Origin of the sequence: Jeotgalibacillus proteolyticus (genome assembly GCF_050107735.1) — a bacterium.
GTDB classification, from domain to species: domain Bacteria; phylum Bacillota; class Bacilli; order Bacillales; family Jeotgalibacillaceae; genus Jeotgalibacillus; species Jeotgalibacillus proteolyticus_A.
Window position 1 is genome coordinate 78,825 of the sequence record NZ_JBNILO010000002.1, and the last position, 24,392, is coordinate 103,216.

Genomic DNA, 24,392 nt, shown 5'->3' on the forward strand with positions numbered 1-24,392 from the left:
CCATGGTAGTTGGAGATTTCCCAATTGAAACAGATACACTTGTCATTGGATCAGGTCCCGGAGGATATGTTGCGGCTATTCGTGCAGCACAGCTAGGACAAAAAGTAACAATCGTTGAAAAAGAGTATATGGGCGGGGTTTGTTTAAATGTCGGCTGTATTCCTTCAAAAGCAATGATTACGATCGGACACCGCTACGAACAGGCACAGCATTCTGATGATATGGGAATTGTAGCTGAGAACGTTAAGCTGAATTTCGAAAAAGCTCAGGAATGGAAAGCTGGCGTCGTGAAAAAATTAACAGGCGGTGTTGAAGGCCTACTTAAAGGGAACAAGGTTGAAATTGTTCGCGGCGAGGCTTACTTTGTAGATGGAGAAACAATCCGTGTTATGGACGATAACTCTGCTCAAACGTATAAGTTTAAAAATGCGATTCTGGCTACCGGTTCAAGACCGATTGAAATACCATCATTTAAGTTCTCAAAAAGAGTGCTTGATTCTACAGGAGCACTTGCACTAAGCGAAGTTCCAAAAAGCCTTGTCGTAATTGGCGGAGGCTACATTGGAACTGAATTAAGCACTGCTTATGCCAATATGGGTACGGAAGTTACGATTCTTGAAGGTGCTGACGACATTCTTGGCGGATTTGAAAAGCAGATGACAAGCATCGTTAAAAAAGGTCTTAAGAAAAAAGGCGTTAATGTCATTACAAAAGCAATGGCAAAAGGCGTTGAAGAATCAGATAATGGCGTAACCGTCACATATGAAGCTAAAGGTGAAGAAGTAAAAGTTGAGGCGGAATATGTACTTGTAACGGTAGGCCGTCGTCCAAATACTGACGAAATTGGCCTAGAGCAGGTAGGCATTGAAATGACTGACCGCGGAATCGTGAAAACGGATAAGCAATGCCGCACAAGTGTGAGCAATATTTACGCAATTGGTGACATTGTCGATGGACCGCCATTGGCCCATAAAGCTTCTTATGAAGGAAAAGTGGCTGCTGAAGTCATTTCAGGCGAAAAATCCGAGGTTGATTACATGGCTATTCCAGCGGTTTGCTTTACAGATCCTGAACTTGCAACTGTCGGGTATTCTGAAGGACAAGCTAAAGAGGAGGGCATAGAAGTGACTGCAGCGAAATTCCCGTTTGCTGCTAATGGACGTGCGCTGGCTCTTAATCAATCTGAAGGCTTTGTAAAAATTGTTACTCGTAAAGAAGACGGATTAATTATCGGTGCTCAAATTGCCGGTAATGGTGCTTCTGACATTGTGGCTGAACTTGGTCTTGCTATTGAAGCAGGAATGACTGCTGAAGATGTAGCCATGACTATTCATGCTCACCCTACCTTAGGGGAAATTACAATGGAAGCTGCTGAAGTAGCTCTTGGCACACCGATTCACATTGTAAAATAACGATTTTCTGCCCTCTGGAAAAATCCAGAGGGCTATCTTTTTTTAGTGAATTAGTACCAAAACATTACATATTTAGTTAACTATGATAAAATTAAGTGATCTATTTTGAAGGGTGAGGAAATATATGAAGCACACAGCAGCAATTGGATTAACAAGCTTATTACTTTTATCTGCATGTTCAACGGAGGACAGCACAGCACTGGACGAGGAAACGGTTGAAACGATGACAGAAGGTGAATCGGAAGAGGAGAACCAAACATCTGAAGATACATCTGAGGCAGAGGAAACAGCAGAAAAAGCTGAACAAGATGAGGAATCAGAAACTGTTCAGGAGGAAGTAAGAGTGGAAAAACTATATGAATTAAATGATGTTAATTGGTCGGTTCAGCCAATTGGTGATGCAAATCCACAAGTAGCCCTGCTTACAATTGATGATGCCCCTGACAAGCATGGAGTAGAAATGGCCCGTACGCTAAAAGACTTGGATGCAAAAGCAATCTTTTTCGTGAATGGACATTTCCTTGATACCCCTGAAGAAGAAGAAATGCTGAAAGAGATTCATGAATTGGGATTTCCAATCGGAAACCATACATATTCTCATCCAAATCTTGGCGATATCAGTGAAGAAGAGCAGCGGGAAGAAATCGTTTCTCTCAGTGATCGTATAGAAGAAATTATTGGAGAGCGCCCTAAGTATTTCAGAGCTCCATTTGGCGCTAACACCGATTTTTCTAAACAAGTGGCTATGGAAGAAGGAATGCTGCTTATGAATTGGACGTATGGCTATGATTGGGAGGCTGACTACCAAAATGCTGACAGCTTAAGTGATATCATGGTCAATACAGAATATCTTTCAAACGGTGCAAACCTTCTTATGCATGACAGAAGCTGGACAAATGAAGCGCTTCCGGCAATTGTGAGCGGCTTAAGAGAAAAGGGCTATGAAATTTTAGATCCAGCCGCAATTAAAGGTTCAGAGGTTGAATAATAAGTATTGAAATTTGCCTCCTTTTGTTATAATATAATGAAGGAAGCGCTTTCAATCCTGTGGGGATGGGAGTAAGTGCTGGGTATTTGCAGATCGGCAAAATGACCGTCATGAATAAAATGGGATAAAAAAGAGGCCGATTCCGGCCTCTTTTTTAGTTTGCCTCTATTTAATTGCACGATGTTCTTTAATTACCCGTAAGTTTTGAAGAGACTCATCTTCCGGACCTTGAACAGGAAGACCTGCTTCAATATTTTCATGAATATAGGTTAAGTTATCTTTTGTAATAATTTCTCCAGGTATAAAAATAGGTATTCCTGGAGGATAGACCATAATAAATTCTGCACAAATTCTTCCGACCGTCTGATCAATCGGCAAAAGCTCTGTTTCAGAATAGAATGCTTCCCGTGGAGAAAGTGCCAGGAGAGGAATATCAGGCAGCATCACATGCGGCGAAACAAAGCTGTCATCATGCCTAAAGGTCTTAGCGAGTGACTGAATGGCTTCTATCAGGATAGTAGCCTCTTTCATAGTGTCTCCTGGCGTGATGATACAAAGAATATTATACAAATCTGAAAGCTCTACTTCGATATTGTAGGTTTCTCTCAGCCATTTTTCTGCATGATATCCTGTAATTCCAAGCTCTTTAACTGAGATGATTATTTTAGTAGGATCAAAATCAAAAGTGGCTTTTGTTCCTACAATTTCAGCACCTATGCAGTTAATCAGTTCAACTTCCTTAAGCTGCGCACGGATTGTTTCAGCAAGTTTTATTGTTTTTTCAATTAATTGCTTTCCTTCCGTAGCCAGCCTTTTTCTTGCGACATCTAAAGAAGCAAGTAAAGGGTAAGAAGTTGAGGTTGTGGTAAGCATGCTTAAGATGGTTTGCACTCTTTTGGCTGAAACAAGCCCTTCTCTCACATTTAAAATAGAGCTCTGTGTCATTGAACCCCCAAGTTTATGCACAGATGTAGCAGCCATATCAGCTCCTGCCTGCATGGCGGAAACAGGGAGTCTGTCATGAAAATGGATGTGAACTCCATGAGCTTCATCGACTAAAACTGGTACATCATATGAATGAGATATCTTCACAATGCTTCTTAAATCAGCTGCTACTCCAAAATAAGTCGGGTTAATCACTAATACTCCTTTGGCATCTGGATGCAGCTGTAATGCAGATGAAACGGAATCCGGCGTAATTCCATGGGAGATTCCAAGCTCTTTATCTACTTCAGGGTGAATAAAGATTGGGATTGCACCGCAAAATACAATGGCAGACATGACAGATTTATGAACATTCCGAGGGACAATAATTTTATCTCCGGGTCCGCAAACGCTCATTACCATCGTCATAATGGCACCGCTTGTTCCTTGAACCGAGAAAAAAGTGAAATCAGCGCCAAAAGCTTTTGCAGCAAGATCCTGTGCATCTTTAATTAAGCTTCTGGGCTGGTGCAGATCGTCCAGAGGAGCAATATTGATTAAGTCGATGGACAGGATATTTTCTCCTATGAAATCTCTAAACTCAGGATCCATACCCGTTCCTTTTTTATGACCTGGTATATGAAACTGTACAGGCTTTGCAGCGCTGTGCTTTTTTAAACCGGTGAATAATGGTGTATCATGCTGCGTCAAATTGCCTGATGACCGTAAAACATCTAGTGTAACTGAATTTGCTGGTATTTCTGACAATGTCTATTCCACCTCATTAAGGGTTTAGTATATATTCAATGATAACAAAAAAAATTATAGCATTTACAGGCCGGATTGAAAATCATAAAGCAGCAGGCATATATGTATTTAAAAAAATTTTTTGTTCCGGTACAATAAAGAGGAATATAAGAAAAGCAGGTGATGGAATGGAGTTTCAATATCCACTGTCTATAGACTGGAGTACAGAGGAAATTATTGATGTCATGAAGTTTTATGAAATAGTGGAAAAAACATATGAGTCGACTGTTAAAAGAGTCGATTTCATGAACGCCTATAAACGGTTTAAAGAAATAGTTCCAAGTAAATCAGAGGAAAAAACGATTGACAAAGAGTTTAAAGAGTCAAGCGGATACTCCATATATCAGGCAGTAAAATTAGCCAAAACCGCAGATGACCACGAAAATATTTCTTTAAAATCATCCAGATAAACAGTCTGAGTTCTTTTCATTCAGGTTAAATTTTTGTAGATGGTAAATATGAGGTGGAAACTGCAGGGATGACTGGCTCAAGCGCTGTATCTGGGAAAGAGTCAGCTTAAAAGCGCAGCAAACGGGTTAAAGAGGGTGAGACAAATTTGTCCCACCCTCTTTTTATTGCAGTTGCTAAAAAATTAATGATGGCTTTAAACACTTAACTGCTTTGTACTTTCATTCCGTGTTTGTAGAGCGGGAGAAGCTTTGCATAAATCTGTTTAATTTCTTTTAATAATTCTTCCTTATTCTGAATAACATGATCAGTAGGAAGGAAGCGTTTCCCTACAAGAAACTCTGCTTTCTTTACATTTTTAAATCGTTCGAGCACTCTCATAAAATCGCCATCATTCATTTCGCTGATTTGCTTTGCCTCTTTTTTCATATGATCGCTGGAGATCCAGCCATCTTCTGGAAAAGTTTTAATCACGTCATCAAATTCTGTGAGAAATGAATCAGCTATATTCGATTTATTTGGAAGTTCGTATATGAATGCGAGCCACACAAATAAGTGATCATCCCAGAGCCCAACTTGAAAGTGGGGGAGTTTTTTATACCCTCTTTTGCTTGAGGAGATCGCCATCCATGTATCATTTGGAGGGTTAATCGTTCTTCTCGCATGTCTGGCTATATGAAGATGCATCTCTTCGTTAACAAGCTCAGATAAAAATGGAACTAATTCCTCACCAAGCATTTCAAACTTCGGTTGTATGCGTGATTGGATCTCGGACATTCTCGTTTCGAGACCATCAAGTTTAAATACATCAAAATCCTGCTTTTCAAAAACCGCTGGCATTGTATCACTCCTTAATTTCTAAAAACTTAGCTGAAGGGGGCTTGCAAAAAACTTTTACTCATCGTTTGAACAAAGAATATTTAGGCTATAATACTAATAAGAAATTTCAGTTATTGGTACGGAATCAGCTTTACGTTATTGTAGCATAATTCTTTCCTGAGAATAAACTGATTCATACCGCATAGAATGGAGTAACCAGAAACAACAACTAACTATGAAAAAGCCGTCGAAACGGTTAAGGTGAGGGGTGCAAGAAGATGAAACAGGTCATCCAGGTTACTAGAAAAAGAGATCTCAAATCGGAAAAAATGGCCGTTTTGCGAATGGAACTGGATTATGAACTGGCTGTCCTTTTTGAAGCCATGGAGGAAAAAAACGATCAAGTGATTACATCATCTAAAGAAAAGCTTGTCGTAATCCGCCAGGATCTCCTTGATCTTACAGGCGGCATCTGACAACGAATGAAGACCAGCAGACAAAACTAAGACGAATGCTCTAAATTTAAAGAGCATTCGTCTTAGTTTTGTGTGTTTATTTCTTGCGATAAAGAACTCGGTAAGATACGCTGTTCAAAAGGAAACCGATTTTTGCAGGAGGGATTTTATGACGACACAATGGAATGAAGTGGATGAATTTGCCAAAAAATTAATTTATAATGCAGGCAGCACCATCAGAAAATCTTTCTCCAGCACTTTAAATATAGAAACTAAAAGTGATGCCAACGATTTAGTGACAAATATGGACAAAGAAATTGAGCAGTATTTTGTTAAAGAAGTAAACCAATTTGATTCGAGTCACAAGATAATGGGTGAAGAAGGATACGGTGATTCACTTTCAACGCTTGAAGGAGTGGTATGGATCGTGGACCCGATTGATGGAACGATGAATTTCGTGCATCAGCAAAGAAATTTTGCGATCTCGGTCGGAATTTATCATAATGGTACAGGGAAGCTGGGATACATATACGATGTAGTTGCAGATGAACTTTACCATGCTCACTCAGGGAAAGGAGCATATCTGAATGACACGCCCATTCCCCCTTTAAAACCCGCCAGACTGTCTGAGGCCATATTGGCGGTGAATGCAACGTGGGTAACACCGCATAGTAAGGTGCCTTATGAAGTTTTCGGAGCACTTGTCCATAAGGTCAGAGGAACAAGATCCTATGGCTCAGCGGCTCTTGAGCTTGCATATGTGGCCTGCGGCAGGTTAGACGGCTATTTAACGATGAGACTCTCACCCTGGGACATTGCAGGAGGAAAAATTATTATTGAAGAGGTCGGAGGAGTCGTTACGAATCTGCATAATCAGCCTCATACCCTTACAAATAAAGATTCTTTGTTTGCCGGGAATCCTTCTGTGCACGAAGAGATTTATACTGAGTACTTAAGAGGAAAGCTTTAAAAAAAGCGCTGAGCATGTGCTCAGTGCTTTTCCATTTCAAGCTCTCTATATTTCTTCTTTGTTTTAAAGCCCATTCCAAAAACTACAATTAAGGCTATAATGGACAGTATGGCCCAGAGTATGCTTCTTTCTCCAACTGCAATGCCTACCCCGGACATTGCAAGTACAGCAGCAAATGCATATAGTACAAAGATTGCGTTCGTTTTTTTCATGTGCAGCGCCTCCCAACAATCATTTTACAGAATTAATTTTTGTATTTCCACCTAATATGATATAATAGTACAGTTAATAAAGCTTGGAAAAGCATTCAGGAGTGAAATAATGACAAAATTAAGACAAGATCTTAGAAATATTGCAATTATCGCTCACGTAGACCACGGTAAAACGACACTTGTGGACCAATTGTTAAAACAATCGGGGATCTTCCGTTCAAATGAACATGTTGAAGAGCGTGCAATGGATTCAAATGACCTGGAAAGAGAACGCGGTATTACCATTCTGGCTAAAAATACTGCGGTTCAATACAAAGATACACGCATCAATATTCTGGATACACCTGGACATGCCGACTTTGGCGGTGAAGTTGAGCGTATCATGAAAATGGTGGATGGGGTTCTTTTAGTTGTAGATGCATATGAAGGATGTATGCCTCAAACCCGTTTTGTATTGAAAAAAGCCCTTGAGCAAAATTTGACGCCAATCGTAGTTGTAAATAAAATCGACCGCGATGCAGCCCGTCCTGAAGGTGTAATTGATGAAGTATTAAACCTGTTTATTGAGCTTGATGCAAACGAAGATCAGCTTGAATTTCCAGTCGTCTATGCTTCTGCTATCAATGGAACGGCAAGTTTGAACCCTGAAAAACAGGACGAAACAATGGAATCGCTGTATGAGTCTATTGTTGAAAATATTCCTGCACCAGTTGACAACAGCGAAGACCCTTTGCAATTCCAGATTGCACTTCTTGATTACAACGACTACGTCGGCCGTATCGGAATTGGACGTGTATTCAGGGGAACAATGGAAGTCGGTCAGCAGGTTTCATTGATGAAGCTTGATGGCAAAGTGAAGAACTTCAGAGTAACAAAGATTTTTGGTTTCTTTGGACTTAAGCGTGAAGAGATTCAAAAAGCGAATGCCGGTGACTTAATTGCGGTTTCCGGAATGGAAGACATAAATGTCGGAGAGACGGTATGTCCGGTTGAGCATCAGGAAGCCTTGCCGGTTCTTCGAATTGACGAACCAACTCTTCAAATGACGTTTCTTGTAAATAACAGCCCGTTTGCTGGTCGTGAAGGAAAGTATGTCACGTCAAGAAAAATCGAAGAGCGTCTTCGTGCGCAGCTTGAAACGGATGTCAGTCTTCGTGTTGAAAACACAGATTCTCCTGACGCATGGGTAGTATCCGGGCGTGGAGAGCTTCACCTGTCTATTTTAATCGAGAATATGAGACGTGAAGGATTTGAACTTCAGGTGTCAAAACCGGAAGTTATTGTTCGTGATGTGGACGGCGTTCGGAGTGAGCCTGTAGAACGTGTGCAAATTGACATTCCGGAAGAATATGTTGGATCGGTTATAGAATCCATGGGTGAGCGTAAAGGTGAAATGCTTGATATGATCAACAATGGAAACGGACAGGTGCGCCTTGCATTCATGATCCCTGCACGTGGTCTTATCGGCTATACAACTGAATTCCTGACGCTTACACGCGGCTACGGAATTATTAACCACTCATTTGATTCCTATCAGCCAATGCAGACCGGCCGAGTGGGAGGCAGACGTGAAGGAGTTCTTGTCTCTATGGATAAGGGCCAGGCTTCACAATATGCGATCCTTGGTGTTGAAGACCGCGGAACAATTTTCGTTGAACCGGGTACTGACGTATATGAAGGAATGATCGTTGGTCAGCATACTCGTGACAATGATTTAACTGTAAACGTGACTAAAGTAAAAGCTGCAAATAATATTCGTTCTGCCAATAAAGAGCAAACAACTACACTGAAAAAGCCGCGCATCATGACACTTGAAGAATCTCTTGAGTATTTAAATGATGATGAGCTTTGTGAAATTACACCGGAGTCAATCAGACTTCGCAAGAAAATTCTTGATAAGAGTGAACGTGAGCGTGCTCAGAAAAAGAAAAAAACAGCTGAAGTAAACTAATACAGTGACAGGAGTGATTTTGCATGGTGAATGTGGAAGACAGATTATCTTTCTTTCCTGCTTTGTACCGTGTAGATGTCAATCCAGAAATGGGCATGTGGTTTCTTTATGTCACCATTGTTGCTCTTTCGATTTTAGTTTATAAACTGGGTTTTGCTAAAAAGCTTCCCTTATTAAAATCAGCTGTGATTTACATCTTCTTAATTCTTGGATGTACGGTTTTAACGTTCCTGGCCATTTTTCTTCCCATTACAGAAGGGTTGATTATAGCGGCTCTGATCCTTATTATCTATAAAATCCGTTTGCGCAGAGAACAGGCAAAAGGAACCATTTAACTAGTGATCAGCAGCAGGGTGCTGGGACAAATTAAAAGAGAGCGTCTGCATGAGTTTCATGCAGATGCTCTTTTTTTTTTTGCTGAATGAGCATGGGACAAAAGTGTCTCAAGCTCTTTGACCGGTTCACTGCGCTTCAGGCGAACGCTTTCAGCAGGGACGTGGGCTTGAGCCTCTCCAGGCCCTTGGCCTGTACAGTCTCAAGCAACCGTCAAATCCTGCAGGAGTCGCCACCTTCCGCTACGCACTCCTCTTACTATTGATAAATACTCCTTCATTCTGTAAATTTTTCTGAGTTTTGTCCCAGCCTCTTTGATCTGCTCTCTCTGATTCTAAGCGGACGCTTTCTGTGGAAATGAGAATTTTAGGCTTTCTAAGGCGTTGCCCTGTAAAGACTCTAGTAACCGTCATATCCTGCAGTCGCCACCTTTCGATCCATTCACCTCTAACTTATGATAATTACTGCCCCTTTTTATAAACTTTGTTTAGTTTTTTCCGCCATCCTTTTTTTGCATAGTATCTCTACCCACCTTCTGACAGATCTTTTACCGAGTGTATGGAAACATTAACTTGTTTTCAAGCTATGAAAACCATTGGCTATTTCCAAACGCTGATTCGTCCCTTAATTTGATCCCATCTTCATTTTTCTTTAATTTCCTCTTTTTTTGTCCTCACACAGCTGCGGAAGATAAATAAATTTTTCAATTTCATAAACGTTGATTTACCGGATATGAAAACGCATACAATTTAATTAAATATTCAAATTTATCTAATAATTCAACTTTTTCCGGTTGACGCCTTGTTTTATCCGAGTTATGATTGTCAACAATTCAAGTACATCACCTTATACAACACGTAATAAGGTCACGGGGAAGGAGTGATTAGGTGAGTGAACAATTGATCTTTTTAAATGGCGAATATGTTACAAAAGAAAATGCTAAAGTGTCTGTTTATGATCATGGCTTTTTATACGGAGATGGGGTGTTCGAGGGCATTCGTTCTTACAATGATAACGTCTTCCGTTTAGACGAACATCTGGTCCGATTATATGATTCAGCAAAATCCATTTTACTCGAAATACCTTATACGAAAGAGGAAATGACGGAAATTGTGCTTGAAACGTTGCGAAAAAATAATTTATCAAATGCCTATATTAGATTAGTTGTTTCAAGGGGAATAGGAAACCTCGGCTTAGACCCTTTTTCCTGCAAGGTTCCTAATGTGATTGTTATTGCCGAATCCCTTTCACTGTTTCCCAAGGAGCTTTACGACAGCGGAATCGAGATCGTCACAGTAGCAAGCAGGAGAAATCGCTCCGATGTGCTGAGCCCTAAAGTGAAATCACTGAACTATTTGAACAATATCTTAGTAAAAATCGAAGCTGGACTTGCCGGAGTACCTGAAGCACTTATGTTAAACGATCAGGGCTATGTTGCAGAAGGTTCAGCAGATAATATATTTATTATACGGGATAAGAAAATTTTAACGCCGCCGGGTTATGTAGGCGCCCTTGAAGGGATTACCCGAAATGCGATTATCGAAATGGCAAAAGAAAAAGGATACTCCATGGAAGAAGCGGTATTTACCAGACATGATGTTTATGTGGCAGATGAGGTATTCCTGACCGGAACAGCAGCTGAAGTAATTGCGGTTGTTAAAGTCGACGGCAGGTCTATTGGAGAAGGTGTACCGGGAAAAGTCACAAATGAATTGCTTCAAAGCTTCAGAGATCTCGTTGTCAAAGATGGGGTTAAAGTTCATAATTCAGAATTAAATGCAGGATAACATAAATACGTTAATACGTTCATAGGTTAAAGTGAAAATGGTTAAATCATTGATGAGGCAAAAGTTAACAGCATCTGCAATTACAGAGAGCCGGTATTGCTGGAAGCCGGTATTGCTGCTGTTGACGACATCCCCTCGGAGTGGAGCACTGAACGTCATCTCTAGTAGGTGCATCCCGGACATACGGTGTATGTTCGTTATCAATGAACAGAGATTCTGTTCAAGAGGCAGCAAGCGCTGCGAAATAGGGTGGTACCATGAAAAGTCTTTTCATCCCTATACAAAAGGCATTCTTTTTGTATGGGCTGAAAAAGGCTTTTTCTTTTGTTTAACGCCATTTTGTCCATACGTCACTGAATTTATTAAAGGAGGCGCTAAAAATGAGCGTAAATGTAAATCTAAAGCAGGAAGAAGCACAAACCATAGGTGGCGAACTGCCAAAGACCAGACTTCAAGGCTCAGATGTTTTTATTCAATCTCTTCAAAATGAAGGAGTGGAAATGATTTTTGGCTATCCGGGAGGAGCGGTCCTTCCCATCTATGATGCACTTTATAAAAATCCGATTCCTCATATTCTTGCAAGACATGAACAGGGTGCCATTCATGCAGCTGAAGGGTACTCTAGAGTATCCGGAAAGACAGGCGTAGTCATTGCCACCTCCGGACCCGGGGCCACAAATCTCGTTACAGGCATTGCGGATGCGATGATGGACTCGCTTCCTCTGGTTGTATTTACCGGACAGGTCGCAAGTGCTGTAATTGGAACAGATGCATTCCAGGAAGCAGACATTGTCGGCATCACACAGCCAATCACGAAACATAATTATCAGGTGAAGAGAGTCGAAGACCTGCCAAGGATTATACACGAAGCTTTTCATATTGCTTCTACGGGAAGACCGGGTCCCGTATTGGTTGATATCCCTAAGGATATATCGAATGCTGTTTTTACATCAGCTGAAATCAAAGCAACTGAATTAAATTTGCCAGGCTATCAGCCGACCACATCGCCAAATTTTCTTCAGATTCAAAAAGTCGCCCAAGCTTTGCAAAAGGCGCAAAAGCCATTGATTTTAGCTGGAGCCGGTGTCCTTCACGGCAAAGCTTCAGAGGAATTTGTAAAATTTGTTGAAAAGACAGGAGTTCCCGTAACAAATACACTTCTTGGTCTTGGATGCATCCCTGGAGATCATCCTCAATTTCTGGGTATGGCAGGCATGCATGGGACATTCACGGCGAACATGGCGATATGCGAAGCGGACCTGCTGATCAATATTGGAGCAAGGTTTGATGACCGCCTGACAGGAAATCTGGAGCATTTTGCGCCAAATGCCCAAGTTGTCCATATCGATATTGACCCTGCTGAAATTGGAAAAAACGTAGAAACGGATATTCCAATTGTAGCAGATGCAAAAGAAGCGCTAAATTCACTGTTGAAACTTGAGATAAATAAGCTTTCCATTGAACCATGGATGACCGGTTTAATGAAGTCGAAAGCTGAGTATCCACTTGTCTACTCAAACGATTCAAAAAAAATGCTGCCGCAGGAAGTCATCGAACTGGTGCATAAGCATACAAAGGGAGATGCAATTGTAACAACTGATGTCGGCCAGCATCAGATGTGGGCCGCTCAATTCTACCGCTTTAATCATCCGGACCACTGGGTTACTTCAGGCGGACTTGGAACAATGGGATTTGGCTTTCCGGCTGCAATAGGAGCCCAAATTGCAAAGCCGCATGAAACAGTTGTATCTTTCACCGGAGACGGAGGCTTCCAAATGACCCTGCAGGAACTGTCCCTGCTTCAGGAAAGCCAGCTGCCTGTGAAAGTAATCATCTTAAATAATCAATGTCTTGGTATGGTGCGTCAATGGCAGGAAACCTTTTACGATAAGCGGTACAGTGAATCGCTTATGCCTTCACAGCCGGATTTTGTCAAGCTGGCTGAAGCTTACAATATTGAAGGATTCAAGGTCGATAACTACCACGATGCAGACGAGCTTTTCAAAAAAGTTTTCTCATCGAATAAACCGGCTTTAATCGACTGCAGAGTGGAGCAAATGGAAAATGTTTATCCAATGGTAGCTCCCGGAAAAGGGCTGCATGAAATGATTGGGGTGAAAGGATGAAACGTGTCATTACAACAACCGTGATCAATCAAAGCGGTGTATTAAACAGAGTAACCGGACTTTTAATGAAACGTCAGTTTAATATCGAAAGCATTACCGTTGGACATACAGAAAAACCAGGGATTTCAAAAATGACATTTGTTGTGCATGTAGAAGATCAGCGTAAGCTCGAACAGCTTCTCAAGCAATTGCAGAAGCAAATTGATGTTCTGAAGGTTAATGACATCACCGACAAAGCAATTGTTACAAGAGAGCTGGCGCTGATTAAGGTGCTTTCACCGCCTGGAGTCAGAAGTGAAATCAACAGTATTATTGAACCGTTCAGGGCCACGGTGATTGATATGAGCAAGAATGTCATAACTGTTCAAGTAACAGGCGATCCGGGCAAAATTGAAGCATTTATTGATTTGTTAAAACCTTATGGAATCAAAGAACTTACACGTACCGGGGCAACGGCTTTTGTAAGGGAAACGCAAAAAGCCCCAGCTCAGCAGCTGTCAATCTTATAAACCACTATTAGGAGGAATTTAAAATGGCAAAAGTTTATTACAATCAGGATATTAATGATGAAACACTTAAATCAAAGAAGGTAGCCGTGATTGGTTATGGGTCACAGGGACATGCTCACGCACAAAATCTGAAGGATCAGGGTCACGATGTAGTGGTGGGTGTCCGCAAAGGGAAATCCTTTGATCAGGCAGCAGCAGATGGTCTTGAAGTACTGACTGTAAAGGAAGCTTCAGAAGCAGCTGATATCATCATGGTCCTTGTTCCTGATGAACGGCAGACAGCAGTCTACGAGGCAGAGATTAAGCCGGGTCTGCGTGAAGGAAAATCGTTGGTATTTGCCCATGGCTTTAATGTTCATTTTAATCAGATTGTTCCTCCTTCTGATGTCGATGTTTTTCTTGTAGCACCAAAAGGACCGGGGCATCTTGTAAGAAGAACATTTGAATCTGGTGCCGGTGTTCCTGCACTCTTCGCTGTCTATCAGGATGTATCCGGCAAAGCAAAGGAAACTGCTCTCGCTTATGCAAAAGGAATTGGCAGTGCACGGGCGGGCGTTCTTGAAACCACATTTAAAGAAGAAACAGAGACAGATCTCTTCGGAGAACAGGCTGTCCTTTGCGGAGGGCTTACATCATTAGTGAAAGCAGGCTTTGAAACATTAGTGGAGGCCGGCTATCAGCCTGAATTAGCCTACTTTGAATGTTTACATGAACTAAAATTAATTGTGGACTTAATGTATGAAGATGGAATGTCCGGCATGAGATATTCGATTTCCGACACAGCTCAATGGGGTGATTTCGTATCAGGTCCACGAGTGGTAGACGGAGAAACAAAAGCGAGGATGAAGGAAATTCTTACAGACATTCAAACAGGAAAATTTGCTAAAGGATGGCTGCTTGAAAATCAATTGAATCGACCAGAGTTCTCGGCAATTGAGAAACGGGAGAGCGAACATCAAATTGAAAAAGTCGGTCGTGAATTAAGAAGCATGATGCCTTTTGTGAAATCAGGTAAAAAAGAACAAAAGGAAGTGGTCTTTAGTGCAGAAAATTGATGTTTTTGATACGACGCTGCGTGATGGGGAGCAGTCAGCGGGAATCAACCTGAATACATCTGAAAAACTGGAGATTGCCAGACAGCTTGAAAAACTTGGTGTAGATGTAATGGAAGCAGGATTTCCTGCTTCCTCACAAGGTGATTTTGAAGCTGTTAAAAAAATTGCTCAGACCGTCCAATCCTCTATCGTCACAGGTCTTGCAAGAGCAGTGAAAAGTGACATTGATACATCTTGGGATGCATTAAAATATGGAGCAGAGCCGCATTTGCATATTTTTCTTGCTACGTCGCCAATCCATATGACACATAAATTGAAAAAAACACCTGATCAGGTGGTTGAAATTGCTGTTGAATCTGTAAAACATGCTAAAAAGCATTTTCCTTTGGTTCAATGGTCTGCAGAGGATGCTTTCCGATCAGATCCCGATTTTCTTGTACGGATCGTTGAAAAAGTCATTCAGGCAGGTGCGACAACAATAAATTTGCCGGATACAGTGGGCTACGCTACACCAGCTGAATACGGTGCAATGTTCAATTATTTAAAAAACAATGTGAAAAGTATTGATAAAGTTAAGCTCTCGGCCCATTGCCACAATGATTTAGGTATGGCAGTCGCTAATTCAATTGCTGCTATTCAAAATGGAGCTGATCAGGTCGAAGCAACCATTAACGGAATAGGTGAGCGGGCGGGAAATGCAGCCTTAGAGGAGCTGGCAGTTGCGCTTCATATCAGAAAAGATGTTTACCAATACGAAACCGGAATCCATTTCCAGGAAATTAAACGAACGAGCCAGCTAGTCAGTCAGCTCACCGGTATGGCCATTCAGGCGAATAAAGCTGTGGTAGGGAAAAATGCGTTTGCCCACGAATCCGGAATTCATCAGGATGGCATGCTGAAAGATCGATCCACATATGAGATTATTACGCCTGAACTAATCGGCGAAACGTCCAATCAGCTTGTTCTTGGCAAACATTCAGGACGGCATGCATTTAAAAATAAAGCTGTTGAACTGGGATTTGATTTAACGGATGAAAAAATTAATGAAGCCTTTAAAGCTTTTAAAGCACTTGCAGATAAGAAGAAACAAATCTCAGAAGATGATTTATATGTTATTTTAACAGATCAGCAAATTCAGGAAGACGATACACCTGTTTATGAACTTAAATCAGTTCAAGTCCAGTATGGAAATGGAAGTATTCCAACTGCCAGTGTTTCAGTGAAAAATCCAGAGGGCGATCTTCTTCAGGAGGCATCTACAGGTTCTGGAAGTGTTGAAGCAATTTGCAATACTCTGGAGCGTCTTGTTCAAGGGAAAGTTCATTTGCTCGATTACCGAGTTACCTCAATTGGCAAAGGCAGAGATGCTTTGGGGGAAGCGGTGGTTAACTTAACGTACAACGGTAAATCTTCTACAGGCAGAGATGTAGCCCAGGATGTCCTTGAGGCTTCAGCCAAAGCGTATTTAAATGCGATTAACCGTCAAATTGTAAATGAACGAAACCGCTCTTTTGCAAAAAGTGTGTAAATTCCAGAGGAGGAATCATCATGAATAAAACAATCGCCGTGCTTCATGGAGATGGAGTGGGAAAAGAAGTTACTAAATCTGCTGTGAAAGTTTTAGAATCAATCGGCAAAAGGTTTGATCACTCCTTTAGAATTCAATCTGCTCTCATTGGCGGAGAGGCGATCGATCACACAGGAGAACCGCTGCCAAAAGAAACGCTGGACGTTTGTGAAAAAAGCGACGCAATTCTGCTTGGAGCTGTGGGCGGACCGAAATGGGATGCTCATCCATCCGCTCTGCGGCCGGAAAAAGGACTGCTTGCCATTAGAAAGCATTTTGGACTCTTTGCTAATCTCCGCCCGGTAAAAGCGGTGCCTGACATGATGGATGCTTCTCCATTAAAAGAGCATTTGGTAAAAGAAGTGGATATGATGATCGTCAGGGAACTTACAGGCGGATTGTATTTTGGAGAACCTAAAAGAAAAACCGCAAACGGAGCAGTCGATACATTAACGTATTCTAAGAGTGAAATTGAACGGATTGTTGAAAAGGCCTTTGAACTTGCGAGAGTCAGGAAAGGAAAAGTCACATCCGTAGATAAAGCGAATGTTTTAGAATCAAGCAAGCTTTGGAGAGAAGTAGTGGAAGAAAAAAAAACGTATTATCCCGATGTAGAACTGGAGCATATTCTTGTAGATGCAGCAGCGATGAAATTGATTACCCAGCCTTCTTCCTTTGATGTAATTGTTACAGAAAACCTGTTTGGGGACATTTTAAGTGACGAAGCCTCTGTTATTACAGGTTCACTCGGGATGCTTCCTTCTGCAAGCATTAGAGGAGACGGATTTGGTTTATATGAACCTGTGCACGGCTCAGCACCTGATATTGCAGGGCTTAATATTGCGAATCCTTCAGCAGCAATTTTGTCGGCGGCCATGATGCTAAAGTACTCATTTGGTCTTGTAAAAGAAGCTGCCGCAGTGGAAGAGGCTGTATACAGTGTTTACAAAGATGGTTATTGTACAACAGATGTCCAAAAAACGGGACACAGAGTTCTTTCAACCAGTGCTTTTACAGAAAAAGTAATTGAAGAGCTTGAAAGAGAATTTGTCTCTGATCATATTATGTCTGCTTACGTCTAATTAAGGGAGGAGCTACCATGCCAAAGACCATAATCGAAAAAGTCTGGAATGATCACATTGTTTATGAAGAAAAAGGCAAGCCTGATCTGCTTTACATTGATCTTCACCTTTTACACGAAGTAACTTCTCCTCAAGCGTTTGAAGGGCTGAGATTAAACAATAGAAAAGTAAGAAGACCAGAATTGAGCTTTGCGACAATGGATCATAATGTACCCACTAAAAACAGATCCAACATTACCGATCCCGTTTCAAGAAAACAGATTAGCACGCTGGCGCAAAATTGTGAGGAGTTTGGCGTCCCGCTTGCTCATATGGATCATCCGGATCAGGGGATTGTTCATGTGATCGGACCAGATCTCGGTTTGACCCAGCCTGGAAAAACAATCGTTTGCGGGGATAGCCATACGTCAACACATGGAGCTTTTGGAGCGCTTGCTTTCGGAATCGGGACAAGTGAAGTGGAGCATGTATTGTCAACTCAGACTCTTTGGCAGTCGAAGCCTAAAACAATGGAAGTAAAAGTAATAGGGGAACTTGGTTTTGGAGTCACCGCTAAAGATGTCATCCTTGCGATTATCGCTAAATTCGGGGTAGATATCGGTACAGGTCATATTGTCGAATACACCGGTGAAGCAGTCAGGAAATTTTCAATGGAAGAACGGATGACGATCTGCAATATGTCAATCGAGGCAGGAGCAAGAGCAGGCTTAATCAGCCCGGATGAAAAAACAGTAGACTATCTTAAAGGCCGTGCTCATGTGCCCGATGGAAAAGCGTTTGAAGCACTTAAAGAAAAGTGGCTGAGCTACGCTACAGATGATGGGGCTGGCTATGATAAGACCCTGGAGATTCATTCAGAAGAAATCGAACCATTTGTCACATGGGGGACTAACCCTTCAATGGGTTCGGGCATTTCGTCCTCCGTACCTTATGCTTCAGATTACGCTGTGCAATCCGAACGGGAAGAACTGAGACAGGCCTTAACGTATATGGACCTTGAAGAAGGCACTCCTCTATCATCTATTGAAATTCAGCATGTATTTATAGGATCCTGTACGAATTCAAGGTTAAGTGACCTGAGGGAAGCAGCAGAGGTAGTGAAAGGAAAGACCGTTCACCCCGCAGTTACAGCCATTGTCGTGCCAGGTTCGTTTTCAGTAAAGCTTCAAGCTGAAAAAGAGGGGCTGAATAAAATATTTGAACAGGCGGGTTTTGAATGGAGAGAATCTGGGTGCAGCATGTGTCTTGCGATGAATGACGATGTTGTGCCGCCGGGCGAAAGATGCGCCTCCACCTCCAATCGTAACTTTGAAGGCAGGCAGGGAGCAGGTGCAAGAACACATCTGGTCAGTCCGGTAATGGCTGCTGCCGCGGCTATAAAAGGACACTTTGTAGATGTCCGTAATATGCTGAGTGTTCACGCATAGAATGGAGGGGGAAAATGAAACCGATCAATCAGTTAACAAGTATCGTAACGCCGCTTGACCGCGTAAATGTGGATACGGATCAGATTATTCCTAAACAATTTTTAAAACGAATCGAACGAACCGGTTTCGGCAACTATCTGTTTTATAGCTGGAGATTCAAGGAGGACGGAACACCAAATCCCTCTTTTATATTAAATAATCCTCTCTACGATGGATCTGAAGTATTAGTGGCAAGTCATAATTTTGGCTGCGGTTCTTCAAGAGAACATGCTCCATGGGCTCTGCTGGATTACGGGTTTAAAGTCATTATAGCCCCAAGCTTTGCTGATATTTTTTATAATAACTGCGTGAAAAATGGAATTCTACCCATCAGGCTGAATGAGGAAAATGTCAACCATTTAATTAAGCAAAGTACAGAACATCAAAAAAAGATTTTCATTAACTTAAAAGAACAATTCGTTCAATATGATTCAGAAGAAAAATTTACCTTTGACATTGATCCTTATTGGAAGGAAATGCTTTTAAACGGCTGGGATGAAATAGCCCTGACCTTTCAATTTGAAGAACAGATTGCAGCATTCGAAAAAAACATGCTTAATATGAGAGGATGATCCAATTGGGAATTCACATGACACCGCGAGCTTATTTAAAGCAGCAGAACGTTTAAGCGACATAGTCCATCGAACCCCATGCAAGCAGTCAAAAACGTTAAACGTCCAGTCTGGTCATTCGGTCTGGATGAAACTGGAGAACTTACAAAGAACGGGTTCATTTAAAATCCGTGGTGCTTTTAATAAAATATCGCAGCTTACTGAACTTGAATGCAAAAGAGGCATAGTAGCTGCTTCAGCCGGTAATCACGCACAGGGAGTAGCTCTTGCAGGAAGAGAAAAAGGTGTTCAGGTAACCATTTTTATGCCAACGAATACACCTTCATCAAAAGTGAATGCAACGCGGGAATATGGAGCCAGAGTGGAGCTGACGGGTGACTCCTTTGATGAAGCCTATGAAGAGTCGATGCGCTATCAGGAAAAAACAGGGGCTACTTTTGTGCATCCATTTGATGATTCGGTAATTATTGAGGGACAGGCAACTGTTGCCCTTGAAATGCTGCAGCAGAACCCGGAGCTTGAAACTATTGTGGTTCCTGCAGGGGGCGGAGGACTGTTAGCAGGTACAGCTCTTGCGATTAAATTAATCCGTCCGGATATTAAAGTGGTAGGAGTTCAGGCTGCATCAGCTCCGGCGATTGCTTCTGCTTTTCATCAGCTTGATAAAAACCTGATTCCTTTTCATTCTACAATTGCAGAAGGAATCAAGGTAAAGTCACCTGGAGTGTATACATCAGAGATTATTCAATCGTATGTGGATGACATGATTACTGTATCTGAGGTTGAAATTGCAGAAGCTATTTTGTTTATGCTTGAACGGGAAAAAATGCTGACAGAAGGTGCGGGAGCAGCAGGTATAGCTGCAATTTTAGGTAATCATCTGTCTTCAGAGAAGTCACAGCAAGTAGGAGTAATCGTGAGTGGAGGGAATTTGGATATTGAAAAACTTGAAATCTGCAGACAGACGATTATGGATGATCAAAAAAGAAAACAACGGTCTTCTTATATTCTGTAGATAATAGATTCCTTACAACCATACCTACATTATTGCAGACTGAAATAACACTTCGAATAATGAAAAAAACAGGCAGGGACAAATTTAATGTCCTTCAGCCTGTTTTTTTTTTGCAGCAGCATTTCTGTCCGCAGTATCACATGCAAAGAGACTGAGACACGGTGGGGGTTGCCACCCATGCTCAGGCTTTTTGCACTACCCAGAGTGATGTACCCTCTTCTTTTGAATGGTTTGAATCAATAAATAAAAAACAGGAAGAGAAAACATGTAAATGAAGTGTGCCGTGCTCCACAATCCAAAAGCGATCATATTACCGGGTTCCGGAACTTCCTTAATGGCAAGGAAAGAAAGTGGAAAATATAAAAATATAACCGGAAAAGTAAGCAGAAAAGCAAACACGATCAATTTAGCCCATCCCGTTATTTTTTGAGCTCCATACCAATATACGATCCCTATAATGACAGCTATAATTAAATGAAATAAAAACTCTATCCATTCCGGCCATAGAATATCTCCTATGATTGGAATGAAATCGATATTTAAAAGCAGCGTATATACTTTAAGGGATGTAGCAGCTTCCATCCCTTTTAATATAAAGCCTAGCAGGAAGCCGGATAGCAAGCCGAGAACCGTCCCTTTTGCAACCATTAAAAATCGTCTTCGATACGCTGGGAACTTTTATAGAAGGTAAAATTCCCGGTAGCTATTCTTTTTTTAGTTTTATCTTCAATACGTTTATTGCACTCATCACATAAATAAGTGTGGATAGGACGATTGCGGAGTTTTTTTGCCAGGGGGCTCCAGTCTTCAATCGACTCAATTTTGTCACATATAAAACATTTTACTCTCACAAAAAGCACCTCCAAAAAAAGTGAACCGTACGATAAATTCAGTATAGCATGAGAATAGGGCGGTTGTTTGAAATCATAATTTTGTAATCGTTTTTTATCTGATTTGTAGTGTGCTGAAGTCCAATTTATCTTATACTGTAAGAACCAGGAGGGGATTCGTATGGCAAATCGAATTGAATCAAAACTGACCCCGGCATTGTTCGATGAATTATTGAATGAACGCTTTGTTCAGGTCGCATCAATCGATCGTGAAACCGGCGGTCCTATGATCAGCGCATTATCATGGGTGCATGCGAAAGATGAGTCTACCATTTTATTTGCTGTGGACAAACGGTCGCGTATTATTGCAAATATAAGCAAGCACCCTCTTGTTGCTTTAAATATCATTGCAAACGAAACATGCTATTCAATCAGCGGACATGCACAGACAACAGGCAGTTCTTCAGATAAGGTGCCGATCGAACTTGCGATTGTTCAGCTTGCTGTAAAAGAAGTAAGAGATATTATGTTTTACGGCGCAAAAATAGTAGAAGAACCTAAATTTGATAAAACCTATGATCAGGAAGCGGCTAGGAAACTTGATGCTCAGGTTATGAATGAGCTTAAAAAGCACTGACAGTGAAAAGCTGTGTAACGTACACAGAATATTGATTTATGTTAAAACAAATTCCGTGACATCAGTTATAGGGTTCAACCTGTTAGAACCATCCTTGAAAAGAATATGTACAGGCCCATTATCTGTTAAAGGCTTTCCTTCGGATGAGAAAGCTAGAATAAATGTAAGAGCTTCATCAAGCGGATAAGATACGGGTCCATTTAAGGTTTCAATAGTTAGAGTGCCAGCTTCAGCTAACGGTTCTGCATTTTCCAAAAAAGGCTTCAGCGGAATGCCGAAGGTTCCTGTCAGCATTTTCTGTTTCTCAAATTTTCGTTCTGTTTTTAGCGTTGGCGGATAAGTGGCTCCTTCTTGTATTTCTCTTGAGAAATGTGAGGCTACAGCTTTCGTGTATTCTTCAAGATCATCTGTTTGAGCTTTCTGCTCATCAAAATAGGTAAGTAAATCAATCTTCCGGTCATCCAAGATCCATACCCCGGGATCAAGCGTTATCCTGTATTTTACTTTACCTGTTACTGAAATCGTTTTATTCATCGTATTGTCCTCCCCACAGCCAGTTTTCTATTTAGTCAAAGTATACAGGGGATGGGATAAGATGTCACATAAGAACGAATTTTGCGGCGGACTTCCCATTATGAAAAACAGAGCGAAGCTTGCATTTTAGGGTTCAAAACGCTACAATTTACAAAAGAGGAACATCATGATCGATCGTCTTTTAGTGCAGGATCAGTTTAAACAAATAGAGTTAATTAATTTGCATGGAATGGGGGGATCAATGTGACATCAGAGATAAAAATCGACCATCGTGAAAAAGCATATTCTCTTTTGCGGAAAGATGCTGAAAAAATTGCACAGCTCATAAAAGTCCAAATGGACAATTTGACGATGCCCCAGTGTCCATTGTACGAAGAGGTTTTAGATACGCAAATGTTTGGGTTATCCCGTGAAATAGAATTTGCTGTTCGTCTCGGACTAGTGGATGAAATAGATGGAAAAACGTTAATGGATTCTCTTGAAAAAGAGCTTTCAATCCTGCATGAAGCTTTTACTAATAAATAATTTTTCATGCTCAAACAATGTATAGTCGATTGTTTGAGTTTTTTTATATCAAAAAAGCAGGTTTTTTGACTTAAATGATCGAATAATTAAAATCAAGATAGGACTGATATAAATGTCGACCATTCTGAAAAGAATGTTTAAATCGTACGATTATTCACTGCTCGTTGTCTATATGCTGTTAGGGATATTTGGAGTTGTGATGGTTTACAGTGCAGGAATGGTGTATGCAGTGGAAGTGCTGGATCAGTCTGCTGATTTTTTTTACAATGCTCAAAGAAGGAATTTACTAATTGGGCTTATCGGCTTCGCAGTGATGGCGCTCATTCCGTATAAGCTGTACAGAGAAAAAATCATGATGATTCTAATTCTGGTATTAATGTTTTCCCTGCTGCTTTTGGTTCAGTTGTTTGGAGCAAATATTAATAACGCTCAAAGCTGGCTTCAGCTCGGATCGTTTCAGCTTCAGCCTTCTGAATTTGCAAAGCTTGGCATTATTGTGTACCTATCAGCAATTTATGCCAAGAAGTATACGTACATAAATGAGTTTAACAGAGGAGTTATGCCGCCTCTGACTGTTTTGGTTGCTACTTGCTTTTTAGTGGCCATGGAACCTGATTTCGGAACCGCTGCAATTATTTTCGTAATTGGCATGAGCGTGATCATTTCTTCCGGGATGAAATTCAAAAACATGCTGAAGCTGGCCGGCATCGGGGGAGCACTTGCTGCTTTTTTCAGCCTGATTTTATTTGTGTTCAAGCGGGATGCGTTTCAGCGCATATTTTCAGAAGAACGAATAGGGCGGTTTGCCGCATACACGGATCCCTTTGCGCACATTAATGATAATGGGTGGCAGTTAGTAGGTTCCTATTATGCAATCGGCAATGGCGGTTTATGGGGAAGCGGACTTGGTCAGAGTGTCCAGAAGCTTGGGTATCTGCCGGAACCTCATACGGATTTTATCATGGCCATCATCTCAGAGGAGCTTGGAATAGCAGGTGTGGGTTTTGTGCTGCTGGGACTTGCCTACATTGTTCTAAAAGGAATTTTTATCGGAATAAAAAGTAAAGACAGATTCGGAAAAATGCTGGCAATTGGCATAGCGAGCATGATTGGTATTCAGGCCTTTATTAATCTTGGCGGCATGTCAGGCGTGATTCCGATTACAGGTGTTCCCCTGCCGTTTATCAGTTACGGAGGCTCATCTCTTATTTTGCTTTCACTTGCCATGGGATTACTGCTTAATGTATCGATGTTTGTCAAATACGAAGATAGATATGCAAATGATAAAACGAAAGAAGCAGTTGAAAAACCAGTTCAGTTCAGTCAGACAACTCAAAAACAGCAGCGCAAAGCAAACAGAGGCTATTAATGTTCTTTAATTTCAGCGTTCACCCTTAAGGAGGTTGTT

At 41.3% G+C, this 24,392-nt stretch carries 25 protein-coding genes and 1 other annotated feature; of the genes, 19 read left to right on the top strand and 6 right to left on the bottom strand.

What is annotated here, in order from left to right; all coding sequences use genetic code 11:
- The first annotated feature begins 2 nt into the window (after window positions 1-2).
- Window positions 3-1,412, top strand: coding sequence for a dihydrolipoyl dehydrogenase (gene lpdA, locus ACQCT8_RS03210; protein ID WP_278238862.1), 1,410 nt, complete (start codon window positions 3-5; stop codon window positions 1,410-1,412).
- 124 nt (window positions 1,413-1,536) lie between these two features.
- Window positions 1,537-2,400, top strand: coding sequence for a polysaccharide deacetylase family protein (locus ACQCT8_RS03215; protein ID WP_426868426.1), 864 nt, complete (start codon window positions 1,537-1,539; stop codon window positions 2,398-2,400).
- 165 nt (window positions 2,401-2,565) lie between these two features.
- On the opposite strand, the gene ACQCT8_RS03220 is transcribed toward ACQCT8_RS03215, so the two are convergent.
- The gene (locus ACQCT8_RS03220) at window positions 2,566-4,035 is read right to left on the bottom strand and encodes an aminotransferase class I/II-fold pyridoxal phosphate-dependent enzyme (protein WP_426869122.1); all 1,470 of its coding nucleotides are present in this window, start codon (window positions 4,033-4,035) and stop codon (window positions 2,566-2,568) included.
- A gap of 224 nt (window positions 4,036-4,259) precedes the next feature.
- Between ACQCT8_RS03220 and ACQCT8_RS03225 the strand changes: the two genes are divergently transcribed.
- The gene (locus tag ACQCT8_RS03225) at window positions 4,260-4,541 is read left to right on the top strand and encodes a UPF0223 family protein (RefSeq protein WP_426868428.1); all 282 of its coding nucleotides are present in this window, start codon (window positions 4,260-4,262) and stop codon (window positions 4,539-4,541) included.
- Between the two features lie 202 nt (window positions 4,542-4,743).
- On the opposite strand, the gene ACQCT8_RS03230 is transcribed toward ACQCT8_RS03225, so the two are convergent.
- The gene (locus tag ACQCT8_RS03230; protein WP_426868429.1) at window positions 4,744-5,379 is read right to left on the bottom strand and encodes a YktB family protein; all 636 of its coding nucleotides are present in this window, start codon (window positions 5,377-5,379) and stop codon (window positions 4,744-4,746) included.
- 257 nt (window positions 5,380-5,636) lie between these two features.
- Here ACQCT8_RS03230 and ACQCT8_RS03235 point away from each other — a divergent pair, with 257 nt between their 5' ends.
- A complete protein-coding gene (locus ACQCT8_RS03235; RefSeq protein ID WP_278238866.1) occupies window positions 5,637-5,834 on the top strand; it encodes a hypothetical protein in 198 nt (65 codons plus the stop codon).
- Window positions 5,835-5,982: 148 nt separating this feature from the next.
- A complete protein-coding gene (locus tag ACQCT8_RS03240; protein WP_426868432.1) occupies window positions 5,983-6,783 on the top strand; it encodes an inositol monophosphatase family protein in 801 nt (266 codons plus the stop codon).
- 20 nt (window positions 6,784-6,803) lie between these two features.
- Here ACQCT8_RS03240 and ACQCT8_RS03245 read toward each other — a convergent pair whose 3' ends face one another.
- Complete coding sequence (locus ACQCT8_RS03245) at window positions 6,804-6,995, bottom strand: YlaF family protein (RefSeq protein ID WP_426868434.1); 192 nt, start codon at window positions 6,993-6,995, stop codon at window positions 6,804-6,806.
- A gap of 109 nt (window positions 6,996-7,104) precedes the next feature.
- Here ACQCT8_RS03245 and typA point away from each other — a divergent pair, with 109 nt between their 5' ends.
- From typA to ACQCT8_RS03300, 11 genes are all read left to right on the top strand, one after another.
- On the top strand, window positions 7,105-8,946 hold the full coding sequence (gene typA, locus ACQCT8_RS03250; protein ID WP_278238869.1) for a translational GTPase TypA: 1,842 nt from the start codon (window positions 7,105-7,107) through the stop codon (window positions 8,944-8,946).
- A gap of 23 nt (window positions 8,947-8,969) precedes the next feature.
- The gene (locus ACQCT8_RS03255) at window positions 8,970-9,281 is read left to right on the top strand and encodes a YlaH-like family protein (protein ID WP_426868436.1); all 312 of its coding nucleotides are present in this window, start codon (window positions 8,970-8,972) and stop codon (window positions 9,279-9,281) included.
- Window positions 9,282-10,166: 885 nt separating this feature from the next.
- Window positions 10,167-11,066, top strand: coding sequence for a branched-chain-amino-acid transaminase (gene ilvE / locus ACQCT8_RS03260; RefSeq protein WP_426868438.1), 900 nt, complete (start codon window positions 10,167-10,169; stop codon window positions 11,064-11,066).
- A gap of 40 nt (window positions 11,067-11,106) precedes the next feature.
- Window positions 11,107-11,347: a binding site (T-box leader), on the top strand.
- Window positions 11,348-11,446: 99 nt separating this feature from the next.
- The gene (ilvB, locus tag ACQCT8_RS03265; RefSeq protein WP_426868440.1) at window positions 11,447-13,192 is read left to right on the top strand and encodes an acetolactate synthase large subunit; all 1,746 of its coding nucleotides are present in this window, start codon (window positions 11,447-11,449) and stop codon (window positions 13,190-13,192) included.
- Window positions 13,189-13,701 (top strand): acetolactate synthase small subunit, encoded by a 513-nt coding sequence (gene ilvN, locus ACQCT8_RS03270; RefSeq protein WP_426868442.1) that lies wholly within the window; start codon window positions 13,189-13,191, stop codon window positions 13,699-13,701. The genes ilvB and ilvN overlap by 4 nt, the downstream gene beginning before the upstream one ends.
- 23 nt (window positions 13,702-13,724) lie before the next feature.
- On the top strand, window positions 13,725-14,756 hold the full coding sequence (gene ilvC / locus ACQCT8_RS03275; protein WP_426868444.1) for a ketol-acid reductoisomerase: 1,032 nt from the start codon (window positions 13,725-13,727) through the stop codon (window positions 14,754-14,756).
- Window positions 14,743-16,284: a 2-isopropylmalate synthase gene (locus ACQCT8_RS03280; protein ID WP_426868446.1), complete on the top strand. Its 1,542-nt coding sequence runs from the start codon at window positions 14,743-14,745 to the stop codon at window positions 16,282-16,284. Before ilvC ends, ACQCT8_RS03280 begins: the two co-directional genes overlap by 14 nt.
- Before the next feature lie 20 nt (window positions 16,285-16,304).
- A complete protein-coding gene (leuB, locus tag ACQCT8_RS03285; RefSeq protein WP_426868447.1) occupies window positions 16,305-17,405 on the top strand; it encodes a 3-isopropylmalate dehydrogenase in 1,101 nt (366 codons plus the stop codon).
- Between the two features lie 17 nt (window positions 17,406-17,422).
- A complete protein-coding gene (leuC, locus tag ACQCT8_RS03290; RefSeq protein WP_426868449.1) occupies window positions 17,423-18,832 on the top strand; it encodes a 3-isopropylmalate dehydratase large subunit in 1,410 nt (469 codons plus the stop codon).
- A 14-nt stretch (window positions 18,833-18,846) separates the two neighbouring features.
- On the top strand, window positions 18,847-19,443 hold the full coding sequence (gene leuD, locus ACQCT8_RS03295; RefSeq protein ID WP_426868451.1) for a 3-isopropylmalate dehydratase small subunit: 597 nt from the start codon (window positions 18,847-18,849) through the stop codon (window positions 19,441-19,443).
- 61 nt (window positions 19,444-19,504) lie between these two features.
- Window positions 19,505-20,458 carry a threonine ammonia-lyase gene (locus tag ACQCT8_RS03300; RefSeq protein ID WP_426869125.1) on the top strand — a complete coding sequence of 318 codons (954 nt, stop codon included), beginning with the start codon at window positions 19,505-19,507 and terminating at the stop codon, window positions 20,456-20,458.
- 195 nt (window positions 20,459-20,653) lie between these two features.
- Here ACQCT8_RS03300 and ACQCT8_RS03305 read toward each other — a convergent pair whose 3' ends face one another.
- Window positions 20,654-21,106 carry a hypothetical protein gene (locus tag ACQCT8_RS03305; protein WP_426868453.1) on the bottom strand — a complete coding sequence of 151 codons (453 nt, stop codon included), beginning with the start codon at window positions 21,104-21,106 and terminating at the stop codon, window positions 20,654-20,656.
- A complete protein-coding gene (locus ACQCT8_RS03310; RefSeq protein WP_278238879.1) occupies window positions 21,106-21,309 on the bottom strand; it encodes a YlaI family protein in 204 nt (67 codons plus the stop codon). Before ACQCT8_RS03310 ends, ACQCT8_RS03305 begins: the two co-directional genes overlap by 1 nt.
- A gap of 160 nt (window positions 21,310-21,469) precedes the next feature.
- Between ACQCT8_RS03310 and ACQCT8_RS03315 the strand changes: the two genes are divergently transcribed.
- Window positions 21,470-21,925 (top strand): pyridoxamine 5'-phosphate oxidase family protein, encoded by a 456-nt coding sequence (locus tag ACQCT8_RS03315; RefSeq protein ID WP_426868455.1) that lies wholly within the window; start codon window positions 21,470-21,472, stop codon window positions 21,923-21,925.
- 36 nt (window positions 21,926-21,961) lie between these two features.
- Here ACQCT8_RS03315 and ACQCT8_RS03320 read toward each other — a convergent pair whose 3' ends face one another.
- Window positions 21,962-22,459 (bottom strand): peptidyl-prolyl cis-trans isomerase, encoded by a 498-nt coding sequence (locus ACQCT8_RS03320; RefSeq protein WP_426868457.1) that lies wholly within the window; start codon window positions 22,457-22,459, stop codon window positions 21,962-21,964.
- Between the two features lie 243 nt (window positions 22,460-22,702).
- Here ACQCT8_RS03320 and ACQCT8_RS03325 point away from each other — a divergent pair, with 243 nt between their 5' ends.
- On the top strand, window positions 22,703-22,984 hold the full coding sequence (locus ACQCT8_RS03325; protein ID WP_426868459.1) for a YlaN family protein: 282 nt from the start codon (window positions 22,703-22,705) through the stop codon (window positions 22,982-22,984).
- Between the two features lie 121 nt (window positions 22,985-23,105).
- A complete protein-coding gene (locus ACQCT8_RS03330) occupies window positions 23,106-24,353 on the top strand; it encodes an FtsW/RodA/SpoVE family cell cycle protein (RefSeq protein ID WP_426869127.1) in 1,248 nt (415 codons plus the stop codon).
- Window positions 24,354-24,392 lie beyond the last annotated feature (39 nt).

What these genes read in the sequence shown, in the direction of transcription:
- lpdA (WP_278238862.1), top strand. Translation starts at nt 3, where the DNA reads ATGGTAGTTGGAGATTTCCCAATTGAAACAGATACACTTGTCATTGGA.
- ACQCT8_RS03215 (WP_426868426.1), top strand. Translation starts at nt 1,537, where the DNA reads ATGAAGCACACAGCAGCAATTGGATTAACAAGCTTATTACTTTTATCT.
- ACQCT8_RS03225 (WP_426868428.1), top strand. Translation starts at nt 4,260, where the DNA reads ATGGAGTTTCAATATCCACTGTCTATAGACTGGAGTACAGAGGAAATT.
- ACQCT8_RS03230 (WP_426868429.1), bottom strand. Translation starts at nt 5,379, where the DNA reads ATGCCAGCGGTTTTTGAAAAGCAGGATTTTGATGTATTTAAACTTGAT.
- ACQCT8_RS03235 (WP_278238866.1), top strand. Translation starts at nt 5,637, where the DNA reads ATGAAACAGGTCATCCAGGTTACTAGAAAAAGAGATCTCAAATCGGAA.
- ACQCT8_RS03240 (WP_426868432.1), top strand. Translation starts at nt 5,983, where the DNA reads ATGACGACACAATGGAATGAAGTGGATGAATTTGCCAAAAAATTAATT.
- ACQCT8_RS03245 (WP_426868434.1), bottom strand. Translation starts at nt 6,995, where the DNA reads ATGAAAAAAACGAACGCAATCTTTGTACTATATGCATTTGCTGCTGTA.
- typA (WP_278238869.1), top strand. Translation starts at nt 7,105, where the DNA reads ATGACAAAATTAAGACAAGATCTTAGAAATATTGCAATTATCGCTCAC.
- ACQCT8_RS03255 (WP_426868436.1), top strand. Translation starts at nt 8,970, where the DNA reads ATGGTGAATGTGGAAGACAGATTATCTTTCTTTCCTGCTTTGTACCGT.
- ilvB (WP_426868440.1), top strand. Translation starts at nt 11,447, where the DNA reads ATGAGCGTAAATGTAAATCTAAAGCAGGAAGAAGCACAAACCATAGGT.
- ilvN (WP_426868442.1), top strand. Translation starts at nt 13,189, where the DNA reads ATGAAACGTGTCATTACAACAACCGTGATCAATCAAAGCGGTGTATTA.
- ilvC (WP_426868444.1), top strand. Translation starts at nt 13,725, where the DNA reads ATGGCAAAAGTTTATTACAATCAGGATATTAATGATGAAACACTTAAA.
- leuB (WP_426868447.1), top strand. Translation starts at nt 16,305, where the DNA reads ATGAATAAAACAATCGCCGTGCTTCATGGAGATGGAGTGGGAAAAGAA.
- leuC (WP_426868449.1), top strand. Translation starts at nt 17,423, where the DNA reads ATGCCAAAGACCATAATCGAAAAAGTCTGGAATGATCACATTGTTTAT.
- leuD (WP_426868451.1), top strand. Translation starts at nt 18,847, where the DNA reads ATGAAACCGATCAATCAGTTAACAAGTATCGTAACGCCGCTTGACCGC.
- ACQCT8_RS03305 (WP_426868453.1), bottom strand. Translation starts at nt 21,106, where the DNA reads ATGGTTGCAAAAGGGACGGTTCTCGGCTTGCTATCCGGCTTCCTGCTA.
- ACQCT8_RS03315 (WP_426868455.1), top strand. Translation starts at nt 21,470, where the DNA reads ATGGCAAATCGAATTGAATCAAAACTGACCCCGGCATTGTTCGATGAA.
- ACQCT8_RS03320 (WP_426868457.1), bottom strand. Translation starts at nt 22,459, where the DNA reads ATGAATAAAACGATTTCAGTAACAGGTAAAGTAAAATACAGGATAACG.